Source organism: Shimia sp. (assembly GCF_022448905.1).
Classification (GTDB): domain Bacteria; phylum Pseudomonadota; class Alphaproteobacteria; order Rhodobacterales; family Rhodobacteraceae; genus Shimia.
The window spans coordinates 1-15984 of sequence record NZ_JAKVCW010000001.1 but is presented as its reverse complement, the minus strand read 5'-3'; the positions used below and the strand labels follow the sequence as shown (position 1 = coordinate 15984).

Annotated in this window: 17 protein-coding genes and 1 tRNA gene; 10 read left to right on the top strand and 8 right to left on the bottom strand. The window is 59.1% G+C overall.

The genetic code is table 11. The features are described 5' to 3' along the window. Nucleotides 1-9: 9 nt before the first annotated feature. Together MK208_RS00090 and MK208_RS00085 are read right to left on the bottom strand one after the other, a co-directional pair. Complete coding sequence (locus tag MK208_RS00090; protein WP_294112701.1) at nucleotides 10-1938, bottom strand: DUF3604 domain-containing protein; 1929 nt, start codon at nucleotides 1936-1938, stop codon at nucleotides 10-12. Between the two features lie 152 nt (nucleotides 1939-2090). Further along, nucleotides 2091-2714 carry a TetR/AcrR family transcriptional regulator gene (locus tag MK208_RS00085; RefSeq protein ID WP_294112699.1) on the bottom strand — a complete coding sequence of 208 codons (624 nt, stop codon included), beginning with the start codon at nucleotides 2712-2714 and terminating at the stop codon, nucleotides 2091-2093. A 222-nt stretch (nucleotides 2715-2936) separates the two neighbouring features. Between MK208_RS00085 and MK208_RS00080 the strand changes: the two genes are divergently transcribed. The 3 genes from MK208_RS00080 to MK208_RS00070 are packed head-to-tail and all read left to right on the top strand — an operon-like array spanning nucleotide 2937 to nucleotide 5204. Further along, the gene (locus tag MK208_RS00080; protein WP_294112696.1) at nucleotides 2937-3866 is read left to right on the top strand and encodes an AEC family transporter; all 930 of its coding nucleotides are present in this window, start codon (nucleotides 2937-2939) and stop codon (nucleotides 3864-3866) included. A 39-nt stretch (nucleotides 3867-3905) separates the two neighbouring features. Next, nucleotides 3906-4739: an S-formylglutathione hydrolase gene (fghA, locus tag MK208_RS00075; protein WP_294112694.1), complete on the top strand. Its 834-nt coding sequence runs from the start codon at nucleotides 3906-3908 to the stop codon at nucleotides 4737-4739. 15 nt (nucleotides 4740-4754) lie between these two features. Then, a complete protein-coding gene (locus MK208_RS00070) occupies nucleotides 4755-5204 on the top strand; it encodes a YaiI/YqxD family protein (protein WP_294112692.1) in 450 nt (149 codons plus the stop codon). A gap of 73 nt (nucleotides 5205-5277) precedes the next feature. On the opposite strand, the gene MK208_RS00065 is transcribed toward MK208_RS00070, so the two are convergent. From MK208_RS00065 to MK208_RS00055, 3 genes are all read right to left on the bottom strand, one after another. Beyond that, nucleotides 5278-7032 (bottom strand): hypothetical protein, encoded by a 1755-nt coding sequence (locus MK208_RS00065; protein ID WP_294112690.1) that lies wholly within the window; start codon nucleotides 7030-7032, stop codon nucleotides 5278-5280. Nucleotides 7033-7132: 100 nt separating this feature from the next. Continuing rightward, on the bottom strand, nucleotides 7133-7612 hold the full coding sequence (locus tag MK208_RS00060; RefSeq protein WP_294112688.1) for an SRPBCC domain-containing protein: 480 nt from the start codon (nucleotides 7610-7612) through the stop codon (nucleotides 7133-7135). Continuing rightward, nucleotides 7605-7970: a metalloregulator ArsR/SmtB family transcription factor gene (locus MK208_RS00055; RefSeq protein WP_294112686.1), complete on the bottom strand. Its 366-nt coding sequence runs from the start codon at nucleotides 7968-7970 to the stop codon at nucleotides 7605-7607. The genes MK208_RS00060 and MK208_RS00055 overlap by 8 nt, the downstream gene beginning before the upstream one ends. A gap of 124 nt (nucleotides 7971-8094) precedes the next feature. Between MK208_RS00055 and MK208_RS00050 the strand changes: the two genes are divergently transcribed. The 3 genes from MK208_RS00050 (at nucleotide 8095) to MK208_RS00040 (ending at nucleotide 10676) form a co-directional block, all read left to right on the top strand. Beyond that, complete coding sequence (locus tag MK208_RS00050) at nucleotides 8095-9057, top strand: DMT family transporter (protein WP_294112684.1); 963 nt, start codon at nucleotides 8095-8097, stop codon at nucleotides 9055-9057. Nucleotides 9058-9138: 81 nt separating this feature from the next. Next, nucleotides 9139-9762, top strand: a complete 624-nt coding sequence (locus MK208_RS00045; protein ID WP_366010206.1) for an HAD family phosphatase — start codon at nucleotides 9139-9141, stop codon at nucleotides 9760-9762. Continuing rightward, entirely contained in the window at nucleotides 9759-10676 is a 918-nt protein-coding gene (locus MK208_RS00040; protein WP_294112682.1) for an ornithine cyclodeaminase, read from the top strand. Before MK208_RS00045 ends, MK208_RS00040 begins: the two co-directional genes overlap by 4 nt. A 175-nt stretch (nucleotides 10677-10851) precedes the next feature. Here MK208_RS00040 and MK208_RS00035 read toward each other — a convergent pair whose 3' ends face one another. Next, on the bottom strand, nucleotides 10852-12093 hold the full coding sequence (locus MK208_RS00035) for an MFS transporter (RefSeq protein WP_294112681.1): 1242 nt from the start codon (nucleotides 12091-12093) through the stop codon (nucleotides 10852-10854). 145 nt (nucleotides 12094-12238) lie between these two features. Between MK208_RS00035 and zapE the strand changes: the two genes are divergently transcribed. Next, nucleotides 12239-13303, top strand: coding sequence for a cell division protein ZapE (gene zapE / locus MK208_RS00030; protein ID WP_294112680.1), 1065 nt, complete (start codon nucleotides 12239-12241; stop codon nucleotides 13301-13303). A gap of 74 nt (nucleotides 13304-13377) precedes the next feature. Here the strand turns inward: zapE and MK208_RS00025 are convergent. Then, a tRNA-Trp gene (locus tag MK208_RS00025) sits at nucleotides 13378-13453 on the bottom strand. A 126-nt stretch (nucleotides 13454-13579) separates the two neighbouring features. On the opposite strand from MK208_RS00025, the gene MK208_RS00020 reads away from it, so the two are divergent. Further along, the gene (locus MK208_RS00020) at nucleotides 13580-14311 is read left to right on the top strand and encodes a DUF374 domain-containing protein (RefSeq protein ID WP_294112678.1); all 732 of its coding nucleotides are present in this window, start codon (nucleotides 13580-13582) and stop codon (nucleotides 14309-14311) included. A gap of 112 nt (nucleotides 14312-14423) precedes the next feature. On the opposite strand, the gene MK208_RS00015 is transcribed toward MK208_RS00020, so the two are convergent. Continuing rightward, entirely contained in the window at nucleotides 14424-15107 is a 684-nt protein-coding gene (locus MK208_RS00015; RefSeq protein WP_294112676.1) for a winged helix-turn-helix domain-containing protein, read from the bottom strand. 74 nt (nucleotides 15108-15181) lie between these two features. Between MK208_RS00015 and MK208_RS00010 the strand changes: the two genes are divergently transcribed. Together MK208_RS00010 and MK208_RS00005 are read left to right on the top strand one after the other, a co-directional pair. Beyond that, nucleotides 15182-15511, top strand: a complete 330-nt coding sequence (locus MK208_RS00010) for an NIPSNAP family protein (protein WP_294112673.1) — start codon at nucleotides 15182-15184, stop codon at nucleotides 15509-15511. Next, a complete protein-coding gene (locus MK208_RS00005) occupies nucleotides 15508-15855 on the top strand; it encodes an antibiotic biosynthesis monooxygenase (RefSeq protein ID WP_294112672.1) in 348 nt (115 codons plus the stop codon). Before MK208_RS00010 ends, MK208_RS00005 begins: the two co-directional genes overlap by 4 nt. Nucleotides 15856-15984 lie beyond the last annotated feature (129 nt).

The window sequence follows — 15984 nt, the reverse complement described above, 5'->3', positions numbered from 1 at the left end:
TTTTCCAGATCACCCCGGCGTGTACCAGATCGGCGAGGTATAGGCCCGCTCGGTGGTGATCATGGGCACCGCCGCATCCATCTCCACCCCAAAGCGCTTGGCCTCATAGGCGGTCCAGCGCGGGGTGGGGATCTCAATCACCCGCACATAATAAAACGCAGACTGGTTGGCCTCAAAATCTGGGTCCTGCCAGGTGCCAATCAGCTCCGCCGCCCCAATGGTGTTGGTCCAAGTCGCATTGGCCACATCCACGGTATTGCCCACATCCGGCAACTTGCCGTCACCATCCAACGCACGGTCTCCGGCCCAGACGACATTATAGACCTTCTCCTGCGTCTCACCCTCTGCATCCAGCCAGCCTTTCACAATCTGTATGCGGTCCAGATTGCCCGACAGCGGGTCTTTCAATGCAGCCACCAGGAAGGTGGGCGCAGCGCCATCCTCAGAAACGGCCAGGTTTCCGCCCATGGGCACCCCCTTGGCGTATCCCGCATCTGCAGGCAGCCGGCTTTGCGCATCTGCCTCGGTAAACTCATACCCGCCAAAGAAGCGCACCAACATGCGTGACCCGGTGGTGGCGTAAGTCTCCTTGCGCATCATCGCGTCAAAGATCGCCGCGCGGGTGTTTTCCTTGGCCCAGACCGCACCAAGCCCGCCAGCAGCCTGCTTCCAGCCATAAATCGACAGATCTGGGTCCGGCGCCTCTATCACCACATGTTTCCAGCGCTGCGGCTCCGGCTCCACCCCGGAATGCTTGCCAAAGAAGTTGTCCTCTTGCGCCGTTGCCATCCCGGTATGGGCATCCGTCGCCCCCACCATGCCAAACTTAAACGGGTTTACGCCCAACTCTTGCTCGATCTTCAAACCTCGCTTGAGCGCCTCCCGCGCATATTCCCCCGCCAGCATGTCCGGTGTCTTGAGCTCCGTGCCATTCAGGTTGGATGCGTCCCAGGTGTCAAAGTCTGCAAACTCATCATCCGGGCTCAGGAACGGATGCGCCTCCCCATCACCTTTGATCTGCGTTGGTTCATAAATAGGTTCAAACCGTGCCCGCATCTCGGCAATCTCTTTGGTCAAGTCAGATCCGTCCCAGGCGTTCATCGAGAACATGCGCCCATTGGACAGGTTGCCATTGTGCGCAATCGCCAACACCTCACCACCCGTGCGTGCCTCATATTCTGCCAAATAGGCCCAGAGGTCTTCGGGGTTCTTACTGTCAAATTGCGAGAAGGGCCGCGTCTGATTGGCCCGCACGCTGTCATCGCGGAACAGCACATTGCGGTGCAGGTTGTTGGCCCCTTCAGTGGTGTACTCATACCCGATGATCGCGGAGAACACGCCCGGCTCGTTAAACTGATCCGCCAGCGCCGTGTAATTCTCCCAAGCATGTTTCACCGCCTTGGGGTTATCAATTGGCGGCACATCCCCGGACAGCGAGGCGACAATCTCCATCGCAGTTTCAAACGCAATTTGCGGATCACCCGCGGTGAGATTTTCGTACCATTCTTTACCGATGGGCGAGGACAAGATCTGCGCATCTCCCCCCAAAAGCTGGGGCATCAACCCATACATTTCCGCATGATCGGACACCACCAGCCAATCCAGCGGACGGGACAGCTTTGCCCGTAGCCCATGGGTGGTGGTCACCTCTTCCCCTCGGGCAAATCGAAACGCATCTTCCTGGGACAACCGCGTCATCGTCCCGGCATCAACCGAGACCATCGTGTGCAAATGGCTGTCGCCCCACAAAGGCACCTGTGGGAAGTTGCGTCCGGCGTAGGGCGAAAACCCATCCGGCGCCAGCACCACTTCAGTATCGGATTGTTCCGTGTTGAACTCCTGCGCCACCGCCGCAGTGCCCAGCGCAAGCGAAGACGCCGTAGCGGTCCCCATAAGTGACTTCAAAATCAAGTGAAACTTCCATTGGGCCTTATGCATGGCACCCTCCCGGCAACAGTTTAAACAAAGCTATTGGGAGCGCGCCGGGCCAAAATTCACGCCAAACGCGCAAGTCAATTACACAAAGCCTACCATAGATTGGCCTCGGTCCGTCAAATTTCGCAGATCTCTACGTTTGCCGCCGTGACATTTCAGACCCGTGCGCCGTAGCGCGCCATGAAGGTCGCCACCGCGCCATCCACCACATAGTCGATTTCTTCCTGGGCAAATTTGGTCTGCACGCCGGTCACTTGCCGCAAGAACAGTCCCGCTTTGCACAGCTCGGCAAACTGATCCGCCGCCAACGCAAAGTCATCCACTTCCAGCTCACCGCGCTCCTCGGCCATGTAGAAGAACTCGATCAGGCGGGTTTTCAAAATCCCCGGCCCGGTCTCATAAAACTGCCGCCCAATGTCGGGAAACCGCTCGCCTTCGGCCACGCAAACCCGAAACATATTGCGCCCGAAGTCCGACAGGATGATCGCCATCAAACCGCGCCCGACAATGCCCAGCACCTCTGGAACGGGCCGCGCCAGATCCACCTGCGCTTCAAGCCCCTCTGCCTGCAAAATGCACTCCCGCCTTGCCACTTCGGCAAACAGCATCCGCTTGTCCGGGAAATAGTTGTACAACGTCGCCTTAGAGACCCCGGCATTCTGCGCGATCACATCCATGCTCACGCTTTCAAAGCCGTGCGACATGAACAACGCCCGCGCGCTGTCCACCACCTGTGCAAATTTGCGACCCTTTTTCAGGATGGCCACGGTGTCAGTCATATATCTCTCATAGGCGTTATCCGGCCTCCCGGTGAGTGTAACGGGGACAATACACCGCGCGCTTCCGTCCCGGCAAGCACTTGCTCCTCACAAATCTGAAAGGTCTAAGAACACCGTTTGGGTGCTTGTGCACATCCCCCATCGAGACGCATTTCCACCTCGACTAGAAGCGGCACTTACTCCTCCATTTGCCAAGCCCCACAAACCTGCTAAGGCTGACGCATGTTGGCAATCTTTCTGAAAACGCTACCGTTTTTTGCAATCATCGGCCTGGGCTACTGGGCCGGGCGCACCCGCTTCTTTTCTGCGGAAGCCACAGCCTACCTCACCAAGTTTGTCTTCTACTTCGCCCTCTCGGCGATGCTTTTCCGGTTTTCCGCCAATCTCAGCCTCGCCGAGGTGCTCAACTGGCGCCTGATTGGCGGCTATCTGGTGGGCTGCCTCGCCATCTACGGCCTCGCCACGCTTGTGGCCATGCTGCGTAAACAGGATATCGCCACTGCCGCCGTCGAGGCCCAATGCGCCACCATTGGCAACGTCGGCTTCCTCGGCGTGCCCATGCTGACCCTCTTGATGGGGGCGGAGGCCATTGGCCCCGTGATGATGGTGCTGGCGGTGGATCTGATTGTCTTCTCCAGCCTGATTGTGATCCTGATCACCGGCAGCCGCGACGGGCGTATGCACATCGGCGTGCTCAAAACCGTCACCCTCGGCCTGCTGCGCAACCCGATGATTGTCGCCATCTCGCTGGGCTTTGTCTGGTCTGCGCTGGAAATCCCGATCCCAGACCCGATGAACGAATTTCTCGCCATCCTGGGCGGCGCGGCCACCCCCGGCGCGCTGTTTGCCATCGGCGCCTCACTGGCAGGCAAATCCGCCGAGCGGGTCGAAGTCGCGCTCTGGCTCACCTTTGCCAAACTGATCCTGCACCCGCTGTTTGTTGCCGTCGCCGTGTTGTGGCTCCTGCCGATCGACACCTATTCGGCCTCCGTGGTGATCGCCGCCGCCGCGCTCCCCGTGGCCGGAAACGTCTACATGTTGGCGCAACACTATGGCGTCGCGCCCCATCGCGCTTCTGCTGCAATCCTGTTCTCCACAGTCATATCCATCGCCACAGTCAGCGTTGTGATTGCATGGGTCTCCCAACTCTGACATCGTGAACGCCGACCCTTTTTGGCAGGAGGCCTTCCCATGGAGATCATCTCAGAAAACCGCGCCTTTGGCGGCACCCAAGGCGTGTACAGCCACAATTCGCACAGCACCCGCTGTGAGATGACCTTTGGTCTGTTCCTGCCAGAGGAAGCCCAAACCGGCCCCGTGCCAGTGATCTGGTATCTGTCCGGGCTGACCTGCACCCATGAAAACGCCATGACCAAAGCCGGTGCACAGCAATGGGCCGCCGAACAAGGCGTGGCGCTGGTCTTCCCGGACACCTCGCCTCGGGGCGATGATGTGGCCGATGATCCGGCCTACGACCTTGGCAAAGGCGCAGGTTTCTACGTCAACGCCACCCAGAGCCCGTGGACGCCGCATTACAACATGTGGGATTACATCACCGAAGACCTGCCCTCGATGCTGCAGGAAAACTTCTCCGTCGACCTGAGCCGCCAATCAATTATGGGCCACTCCATGGGCGGCCACGGCGCGCTGACCATGGCCATGTCCCTGCCCGGTCGCTTCCGCTCCGTGTCAGCCTTTGCCCCGATCGCCAACCCCACCGCGTCGGACTGGGGTCGCAAACAGCTCACCGCCTATCTCGGCAATGACGAAGCCACCTGGGCCGCGCATGACGCCACGCTCTTGATGAAAGAAAACGGCTTTGACGGCCCTGTGCTGGTCGATGCCGGCACCAGCGACCAATTCATCGACCTGCTGCGCCCCGAAGCGCTGGCCGAAGCCGCCAATGCCCGCCGTCAGGAAGCCACCCTGCGCCTGCAAAAAGGCTATGACCACAGCTACTTCTTTGTCTCTACCTTCATGGAAGAGCACATCGCCTTCCATGCCGAAGCGCTCTATGCGGACTAAGAGAGACCTCTACCTATGACAGCCATCTACGTGGATGCCGATGCCTGCCCGGTGAAAGCCGAAGTCGAGCGCGTCGGCACCCGCCACAAAGTGAAAATCTACGTGGTCTCCAACGGCGGCTTGCGCCCGTCGCAAAACCCGCTGGTGGAAAACGTGATTGTGCCCGAAGGCCCCGATGTGGCTGACATGTGGATCGCCGACCGCGCCAAGACAGGCGACGTGGTCATCACCGGCGACATCCCTCTGGCAGCCAAATGTGTGGAAAGCGGCGCGCGCGTGCTCAAACACAACGGCGAGGCGCTGACAGCGGCGAACATCGGCAACGTGCTCGCCACCCGCGACCTCATGGCCGACCTGCGTGCCGCCGATCCTTTCCGCCAAGGCGGCGGCAAAGGCTTCACCAAAGCCGACCGGTCCCGTTTTTTGGATGCGCTCGAACGCGAGCTGCGCGCGGCCAAACGCTGATCGCCGCGCCAGTGGCACCTTCGGGAGCCTCCGGCAGGGATATTGGGGGAATGAGAAGCCGGAAAGGGCCGCGCTAGTTCCGCCCTTTGAGTTGCAGCTGACTCCACTTCAGTTGTTTTGGGGCAACGTCGCCGGGGGCCCATTCAATCAGTGAGCCATAATAGTCCCCGGGCTGTTTCTCCGGATGTTTGTCGCTCCAATGCACACAGTTGAACTGTATGCTGCAGCTGCGCCAATTGGCCTTGGAATTGCCGTCGCGATATCCATAGACACGGGTACGCGCCACGGAGCCACCGGTGCATTCGAAGTAGCGATGCCCCATGCCCCAATAGTTCCATTTGGATTTCAGGCGCATCACAATCCCGCGCCCGTCCTCCTGCTGCCAACTGCCCGCCATCACCTCATAAATGTCAAACACGCCATCGCGCGCCGTGTGTTGCAGTTCCTTCACGGCGCCGTTTTTGTAAAACACCAGATTTCCATTGCTGCTTGCGTGCAACCCGCTCTGCCACAAGGTGGTCGCCGTCCGCAAATACTCCGAGGCCGCCGGTTTCAACTGCCCTCCCATGGGGTTTAACCAACTGTCCTGCTGGCGTTGGGTCAGCTCTTTGTAGAACCCCGGACTGAAGTCCGCCCGATCCTCCGCCGCACAGAAGATATCTCCGTCTTTCGTATCCTCATGATAGTAGGACGTGCCGCCAGTATAGCTCGGCTCCGCCACTGCCGCCTGCGCTGTTGGTGCGGACTGTGGCATAGAAGTTTGGGGGGCTGGTGTCGCTGGCACCGATGAGGGCCGCGACAAAGCCGCCTCTCGCTCCAACGCCTCAATCGCCTTGCGGGAGCCTTTCAGACCCATCGTCATGGTTTTGAACTGATCCTGCGCGTAGCTGGCCTGGGTCTGATAGCGGAATTTCACCGTATTGCTGGACTTAAACGCCTCCAGCATTGGCGCTTGATTGCGCGCGGTAATCGGAATCCGCACCTGCGCGCTGTCGCCATAGTCCGTCAGACAACTCTGCCCGCCACAGCCATTCATATCGAGTTCGGTCTGTCGCCCACCGGCATGTTCCACCGACGCCCCCATAAGATGGATCATCGGATCGTCTGACACCCGGTAAAACCCGTAGTAATATTCCTGAAACTCTCGATCGTAACCAACCAGAACAGTGGCCACGAGGGCGCCGTTCTGCACCAGGTTCCAACCCGCCTCACCATCGCGATAGACCCAGCCGTCCGAGATCTTCACCAATTGCGGCGCAGGCGCGGCGGCATTGAGCGCATCCCCCAGCCGGTCGAGCATGTCCTGATCCGCCTCAAGGAACTGCGCCTCCTCCCAAAGCTGATCCGCCCGCGCGATATTGCGCTCCACATGCACACCTTCGGCAAAGTAAATGCCCAACTGCGCCGCCGCCTCGCCATAGCCCGCGCGCATCGCGGCCTCAAAATAATCAATCGCCAGATCAACGTTTTTGGCGATGCCCTGCCCCTGCATCAGCTTCACGCCTATGTTGTTCTGCGCCACCGGATAGCCTGCATCCGCCGCCTGCTTTTGCAGGTCTGCCACCGCTTCGATGTCATCGGCAAAAAACTGACACCGCTCCGTGGCAAACACCCAGGCCAGATCATTTTGCGCCACCGGGTGTTCTTCCATAATGGCCGCCTGCATCAACTCCCGAAACGCCCGCCCGTTGCCGTCACAGGCCTCATCCGACAGCTGGTTGAATTTCTCCCGCGCAGGCTGCCAGAACGCCCCCGCATCCTCCGCAAGCGCCATCCCCGCGCCGCTCATACAGCCTGCAAGACAAGCCGCAACTACCGCATATTTCATGTCATCCCCTTTGCGCAAAACAGTCCAAAAACACCGCAACGCCTGCCCCAGCGTAAGCCGAGACAGGCGTTTTTGGCAAAGAAAATAGCGTTTTGGCGCGTTACAGCAGGGTTTGCAGCAAATCGAAGCCCTTGCCCCAGCCGCTGTCCATATTGCCCATCATCTGCGCAAAACAGGCAATCTCGTCTTCCGTCGCATCCACTGGCACCTGCTCGAGCTTCACCTGACCACGCCCGTTCTGCTCGCTGAACGTCACCGTGGTCAAAAGCTTCTGCGGCCAGTTTGGCATCATCGGATTGGGCGCCTGTTCCCAGTTCTCATCGGTGCTGTGATGCAACCAGACAATCTTGTCGCCCTCAGCCACTTCTTGAAAGTCCATGCGACTATAGTCCGATTTTTCGCCCATGCGCATCTCATTGAGCCACCGCCCGCCGGGACGCAGGTCAAACTCGTGGATCACCGTCTCCACCCCCGGCCCATACCAGACCGACAGCAGCTTAGGGTCACTAAACGCCTGCCAAATCTGGCCCAACGTGCCTTCAAACGTGCGCTTGTACATATAGATCGGCAAATCACTCATCTTTCAAATCGTCCTTTTCGCTAGATTTTATGGTCTCAAGAAGCGCGTCCAACTGATCAAAACTGCCGGACCAGAAACGGCTGAATTGCTCCATCCAATCCACCGCCTCTTTCATCGGCGCCGCCTTCAAATAGGCCGGGCGGCTTTGTCCCACCTGCCCGCGCTCAATCAGCCCCGAGGCCTCCAACACCTTCAAATGTTTAGACACCGCTGGTTGGCTCATCTCAAACGGTTCCGCCAGGTCGCGCACATTGGCCTCGCCCTCACACAGCCGCGCCAAAATCGCGCGGCGGGTCGGGTCAGCCAATGCAGCAAAAACCGCGTTCAACTCAGGGCTTTCATAACCAATTAGTTTCATAACTCGATGGTTATGCATTGTATCTCTTCCGTCAACATCTTTAAACGCAATCAATTCAACGGCTTTTCCCGTGGAGGTCGTTTTTGACCTAGACCTCGCCGGCGAATCCCGCCCTTCTGCGCCCATGTCTCAGCCCCGCACAACTCTGCCTCTTGGCCCGCTCTCCGCCCTGATCGCGACCTTCTTTTTCGCCATCAACGACGCGGCAATCAAATTCCTCTCCGGCGACTACGCGCTGCACCAAATTGTGCTGACCCGCTCACTGATTGGATTGGCCATTCTGCTGATTGTGATCGTGCCATTCCAAGGCGGGCTCTCGGCCCTGCGCACCAAACGCCTCGGCATGCACGGCCTGCGCGGCCTCTGTGTGGTTTTTGCCAACACCACCTTCTTTCTCGGCCTGGCCGTGCTGCCACTGGCCGACGCCATGGCCGTGTTCTTCATCTCGCCTCTACTGATCACACTCTTTGGCGCCGTCTTGCTGGGAGAGATCATCGGCCCACGCCGCAAGGCCGCCGTCGCCGCGGGTATGATTGGCGTCCTAATCATGATCCGCCCTGGCGCCTCCGACTTCAATCTCGCGCTGTTGCTGCCCTTGGTCTCCGCCGTCGCCTATGCGCTTCTGCACGTGCTAACCCGCAAAATCGGCACCACCGACAGCGCCGCCACCATGGCCGTATTCATCCAGATCGTCTTTATTGTGGTCTCCGCCTGTGTCGGCCTGCTGCTCGGCCATGGGGCCTATGAAAACGCGGGCGGCGAGATGATCAGCTTTCTTTTGCGCGCCTGGCACTGGCCCGCCACCGCCGATTGGCCCATCCTGTTTCTACTCGGCTGCTCCATCGCCTTTGGCGGCTTCTTCATCTCCCAAGCCTACCGCGTGTCCGAGGCCAGTCTGATCGCCCCGCTGGAATATGCAGCCATGCCCATGGGCGTGCTGTTTGGCATCGTGATCTTTGGCGAATGGCCTGCGCCCACCACCTGGATCGGCATGACCCTTATCATTGGCGCTGGTCTGTTTGTGTTCTGGCGCGAAGCCAAAGTGGGCAGCGCGCCGGTGCCGGACCGTCCCCGCGTGCGCCGCTAAGCCCAGCCCAACGCATTCCCCACTTGCGTCCCAGCTTGCGCCCACTAAGGTCGGCGCAAACCATTCTTTCAGGGGCAAATTATGTTGCAAATTGACGCCGTGATTTTTGACATTGGCAATGTGTTGATCCAGTGGCAGCCGGAAAACTTCTACGACCGCACCGTCGGCGAAGCCCGCCGCAAAGCCTTCTTTGCCGACACCAACATCCATCACCACCATGAACAGATCGACGCCGGGGCCTCCCTGCCCGGCATGATCGAAAGCCTCGTGCCGCAGTATCCCGAGTATGAGGCCGAGTTGCGCATGTGGAACGACAATTGGAACGACCTGGCCGCCCCGGCCATTCCCCATTCCGTGCGCCTGCTCAATGCGCTGGTCGACAAAGGCGTGACCGTCTTCACCCTGACCAACTTTGGCCACGACAACTTCCCCCTGTCCCAAGCGGTCTATCCGTTTCTCAATCGCTTTGACCGCGAGTATGTCTCCGGCCGCCTGAAACTCATCAAGCCTGATCCGGCAATCTACGCCCATGTCGAGGAAGACTGCGGCATCGCGCCAAACCGCCTGTTGTTCACCGATGATCGCGCCCACAACATCGCAGCGGCTGCGGCACGCGGCTGGCAGACCCACCTGTTTGAACACCCACAGGGCTGGGCCGACCGCCTCGTTGCAGAAGGCCTGCTCACCGAGGAGGAAGCCAAATGACCACGATCATCTCCTTTGACGAGGGCGAGAAGAATATCAACTGGCTTGGGCTGACCGATGCGCTCGCCGCAGGCCACAGCCTGCCCAAAGCGGAAATCTCCGACAGCTTCCTCTACCGCGGCAAAGACACGCTGCTGCAGCGCCAAGCCTGGATCGACGGCCTTGGCATCGCGGTGAAATCTGCCACCGTCTTCCCGGACAACCCGTCTCAGGACGTGCCGATGATCCACGGCGCGGTCACGCTGTTTGACGATGCCCACGGCATCCTGTCCGCGCTGATCGACTTCCACTTGGTCACAAAATGGAAAACCGCTGGGGATAGCCTCTTGGCCGCCCGCCGCCTTGCCCGCCCGGGCAGCTCCAAAATCCTGATCGTCGGCGCAGGCACCGTGGGCCGCAATCTGCACGCCGCCTACTCCGCCGTCTTCCCTGACGCAGAATTCACGGTCTGGAACCGCACGCAGGCCAACGCCGAAAAAATGGCCGCCGAAATCGACGGCCTTAAGGTCGCGACCAATCTCGAACAGGCTTTCGGCGAGGCTGACATCGTGACCTCCGCCACCATGTCCACCGAACCCACCCTGCGCGGCGATTGGCTGCAACCGGGCCAGCACATCGACCTGATCGGTGCCTACCGCCCCGACATGCGCGAAATCGACAACACCGCCCTCAACCGCGCCAGCCTCTTTGTCGACAGCTACGACACCACGCTGGATCACATTGGCGAGTTGAAAATCCCGCTCGCCGAAGGCGTGATCACCCGCGAAGACGTGCTGGCGGATTACTACAGCCTCGACAAGTTCACCCGCACCTCGGACGATCAAATCACCCTGTTCAAAAACGGCGGCGGCGCGCACCTCGACCTGATGACCAGCCGCTACATTCTCGATCAGTGGCAAGCGGCACAGTCCTAAGCTCTTCTTAAAGCAAAGGCCGCTGCGATAACCCGCAACGGCCTTGAAATTTCCCTGCCTCTGCAAAACAGTCACGATACCGACGCAGTACCGACGTAGGTTTCGGTTGGTTAACGCAAGCGCTTCTTCTTGCTCAAAATATCCCGGGGGTGTGGGGGCTGGCCCCCACTTGCCCCTATGCGGCGACAGCCTCTGGCGTCCGATTTTCGCGGATCGGCAGGTGTACAATTGCACTGAACGCGCCCACGCCAACACCAACCCACCACACCAGTGTGTAGTCACCATACAGGTCGTACATCCGACCACCCAGCCACACGCCGAGGAAGCTGCCAAGCTGGTGGGAGAAGAACACAATCCCGTAAAGCGTGCCCATGTAGCGCAGCCCATAGAGATGCGCGACCAGACCGGAGGTCAGCGGCACGGTTGCCAGCCACAGCGAGCCCATCACCACAGAGAACACAATCACGCTCATCGGCGTAATCGGCATCAGAATAAAGACCGCTGCGGCTAATGTGCGCCCGGTGTAAATCCCTGCCAACAGGTACTTTTTCGGGAAGTGCTTGCCCGCCCAACCGGCCAGCAAGGTGCCGCCAATATTGGCCAGACCAATCAGCGAAATCGCCACTGCGCCCAGCGTAGACGTCGAAGTGATCCCCATATTTGCCAGCGTTGAGCCCGGCGCAATCGGCCCACACATCTCGGTGATCATCGCCGGGAAATGCGCGGTGACAAAGGCCAGTTGATAGCCACAGCTGAAGAAGCCCAGGAAGATCAACGTGTAAGACGGATCTTTAAAGGCCCGCTTCAGGATTTCGCCCATGCTCTCCTGCAGCTCTTCTTTGCTCGCCGCCGCTGGCGCCCGCATCGCGGGCAAAAGCAGCAGGACCGCCAAAATCGCAATCGCAAACACCACAAAAGTCTGCTGCCAGCTCATGAACGACAACATCCATTCCGCCATCGGCGCCCCAAACACCTGACCGGCTGATCCCGCCGCCGTGGCAATGGCCAAAGACATCGAGCGGTTCTCATCCGAACTCGCCCGGCCGACCACCGCAAGGATCACACCAAAGCCGGTGCCCGCGACACCAAATCCCACAAGGATTTCAAGCATCTGATGCGCTTCCGGCGTCACTGCGAAGGACGACAGCACCAGCCCCGCCGCATAGGTCAACGCACCCAGAATGATCGCTTTCCGGTCGCCAATCTTCTCGGCAATGGCCCCAAAAATCGGCTGCCCAATGCCCCAGGCCAGGTTCTGAATCGCAATCGCCAGCGAAAACTCACTGCGCAGCCAGCCAAACTCTTCGGCAATCGGGATCTGAAACACCCCAAAGCTCGCCCGAATGGCAAAGCTCACAAGGATGATGATACAGCCCACCATCAAAACCGGGGACATCAACGGGGTCTTGGCACTCATCATCTTGCTCCTGTTTGCGCAGGCGGATTCTGAACAAATGAAGCACCTAAGGTCAATTCAGCATTTGTTCACCCCCTCATAACAGTCTGTCATAGGGTCCGGCGTGGCCCTTTTCCTCACCGCTTCAATTGGCTAAGGGGTTTGTATGGATAGCTTGCCCGAGATTTACGCCGCCCGCGTGGCTGACGGAACCCTACACGCCGACGACGCCCAGGTCGCGGTGCTGCCGGAATTTGAACGCATCCGCAGTGATCTGGCCAAGCCTATGAAGAAAAGCTGGTTCCGCAAATCCACCCCAGAGCCGGTGCAGGGCCTCTATCTTTGGGGGGGTGTTGGACGCGGCAAATCCATGCTGATGGACTTGTTTGTCGACAGCCTTAACGTGCCCGTGCGCCGTGTACACTTTCACGCCTTTATGCAGGAAATCCACGAAGCCATGCACAAGGCTCGTTCCGAAGGTGTTGAGGACACAGTGCAACCCGTTGCCAAAGCTGTGGCGGCCAGCGTGCGCGTGCTGGCCTTTGATGAAATGCAGATCACCGACATCACCGACGCGATGATTGTCGGGCGCCTGTTTGAGCAACTGTTTGAGGCGGGTGTGGTGATTGTCACCACCTCCAACCGCATCCCGGATGATCTCTATAAAAACGGCCTCAACCGCCAGCTTTTTCTGCCTTTTATCGCCCTGATCAAAGAGCAGATGCGGGTCTGGGAAATGGTCAGCCCCACCGACTACCGCCAAAACCGCCTCGCCGGAAATCAGGTCTACTTTGTGCAGGCCGGGTCTGAGGCCCGCGCGCAAATCCGCGCCATTTGGGACGATCTCACCGGCGGTGCCGCCGAGCCGCTGGTGCTCACCGTAAAGGGCCGCGAAGTCACCCTGCCCGCCTACCGCAACGGCATTGGCCGCGCGAGCTTCTTTGATCTCTGCGGCAAGATGCTTGGCCCCGGCGACTATCTTGCGGTGGCCAATGCGGTGAAAGTGCTGATCCTTGAGGACATCCCCACGCTCAGCCGCAACAATTTCAACGAAGCCAAACGTTTCGTGACTCTGATTGACGCGCTCTATGAAGCCAAGGTCCGCTTGATCTGCTCCGCCGCCGCCGAGCCGGAAATGCTCTACCTTGAGGGCGAGGGCATCTTTGAGTTTGAACGCACCGCCTCCCGCCTGCGTGAAATGCAGGACGCCGAGTGGGGCAAAGACAGCTAGTCCTGCCCTCACACCAAACCACAAAACAAAAAGCCCCCGAAGGGGCTTTGAGACGTGTCCAAATCTTTGGGAAATGGCAGGGGCACCAGGGCTCGAACCCGGGACCTACGGTTTTGGAGACCGTCGCTCTACCAACTGAGCTATACCCCTAACGTGGGGTGTTTCGTAAGGCACCCTCGCGCCGGTGGCAAGAGGTAAAACGCGCAAAAATCGCAAGACTGGTCAGCTTTGAATTGCCCCTGTATGAGAGGTGCGCACTCAAGAGGTTTTGCCCCCATGTCGCTGAAGCAATCGCTCAATCGTTTGCGCAAAAACATCGCCAATAGCCCGCGTGTGAACCGCGCCGTGGAAGGCATGTTTGCCGCCTATGTACGATTCGCCTTCAAGACCTCCCGATTTGAGCGCACCGGCTGTGAAGAACTCGACGCCTGCCTCGCCCGCGGTGAGGCTGTGATCACCACAGTGTGGCACCAACGGCTGATTCTTGGCCCCTATATGGTCAACGCCCCCAAGGGCGCCCGCGTGGTTTCGCTCACCTCCGCCGCCCGTGCCGGACGGCTCGCCGGGCAAATCCTCGTGCGTCTGGGCTGGGAAACCATCCCAATGTCCAGCCACCAACGCCACGTGACCTTGTCCCGTGAAGTGCTCAAACGCCACCGCGAAGGCTGCTCGCTGGGTGTGGTGCCCGACGGCCCCCGCGGCCCTGCCCGCGTCGCCTCCACCGTGCCACTGATTTGGGCACGCTCCACCGGCGCGCGGGTGTTCACGCTGGCCTTCGCGCAAAAACGCGTCCTGCGCCTACCGACCTGGGACAAGCAAATGCTGCCCCTGCCGTTTTCGCGCGGGATCATCACCTGTCAGGAATGGACCGACGCGGTGCCACGCAAACCCACCGAAGACGAAACCGAAGCCCTGCGACTGAGCCTGCAACAATCGCTCGACGAGATCACCGATGCCGCTGATGCGGCACTGGGCAAGCCTTCAGAGAACCCCACCACATCAGCCTAGACTCATCTGGCACTGAGTGACGCCCCCGCATCGCCCCTTTTCGCCCCCTATGCGTACAAAGTGAGCTTTCGCTGCGGCTGTGCCAATGTCTGGTCCCGACTTTCAGGCAAGGTCAAACAGCAGGGAAAAGTCGTTTAAATTCCGCGATTCCATTTGCCGAGAATGAAATCACGCGGGTTGTCTGATCGCGCTTGGCCCACGAAAGACCTTCAAATCGGCTGAGGAACGCACGGCCAAGGCTGCCTGCCAGATGTGACCTGCGTTCACTCCAGTCCAGACACTCACGGCACAGCGTTGATTTGTTTTTGCGTAGTTCAGCTAAATCAATTCCGAGCTCTGTTACAAATGCTTGGCCGGAACGCGTTAGATGGAGGTCATCACCGTCAAAGACTAGATGGCCCTGCATAATCAAGCTGTCGAACATTTGCGTACCCAACTCTCCTGCAAGATGGTTGTAGCAGACGCGTGCCTGTCGCAACGCGGCGTCTTTTGGCCCGGTACGTTTGCGAAGACGGCCCGATCCCGCAGCTAACCCCATCAAGCCTTCCAAAACATGCGCAACGTCGTCATTTGCGAGAGAAAAATACTTGTGTCGACCTTGCTTGCGAGGACGCAACAAACCGCCTCCATCAAGTTTCGACAGATGAGAGCTGGCGGTCTGAATGGTAACGCCTGCCTCTTCTGCCAACTCGCTCACGGTCAAGGCTTTGCCGCCCATGAGCGCGGTCAGCATGTTGGCGCGGGCAGGGTCACCGATCAGCGCGGCGACATGTGCAATATCAGGACCTTCCTTCATAGTTCGACCCTAATCGAAGCATCTACTTGTCGCAATTAGGTAGACCGGAAAAAACAAACTGAAAGGATCCTTAAATGTTGACCTGCATCATTCGCTACCAAATTGACCCCACTAAAAAGGCTCAGTTTGAAGAGTATTCCCGCAACTGGGGGCAGGCGATCCCGCGCTGTGGCGCAGATCTGATCGGATATTATGCCCCCCATGAAGGGTCATCCACGCTCGCCTACGGGATCTACAATGTGAAAAGCCTCGCAGACTATGAAGCTTATAGGTCGCGATTGTCAGCAGACCCCATTGGCCGTGAGAACTACAAGTTTGCCCAGAAAGAGAAATTCCTGCTGCGTGAAGACAGAACATTCCTAAAGCTCGCTTCTGCGCCACACAATCCTGGTGTCGAAACGTGATCGCGGTCATTTTTGAAGTCGAACCGGCGGACGGGTGCAAAGGGGGATATCTCGACATCGCGTCCGAGATGCGTCCGATGCTGAATCAGATCGAGGGCTTCATCTCGGTTGAACGCTTCCAGAGCCTGACTGACCCACGCAAAATCTTGTCTCTTTCTTTCTTCGAAGATGAAGCAGCAATTGCTCGCTGGCGCAATTTGAATGAGCATCGCGGGGCGCAGGCAAGGGGGCGGGCCGCTGTGTTTGAGGACTACCGACTCCGCATCGCCAGCGTCATACGTGACTACGGTAAGTTCGACCGCGAGCAGGCCCCGTCCGACAGTCGCAAGGCGCACGCGAAATGAGTGCCCTGACTCGGTCGCTGCCGTTCCCGCATTGCGCATAATTGGCGTGTCTAGGCTCACCTCGCCCCCCACCCCAAAGCAAAAAGGCCGCCCATTGGGCGGCCTTTCCGTAGTCTGAACTGAAGAGGC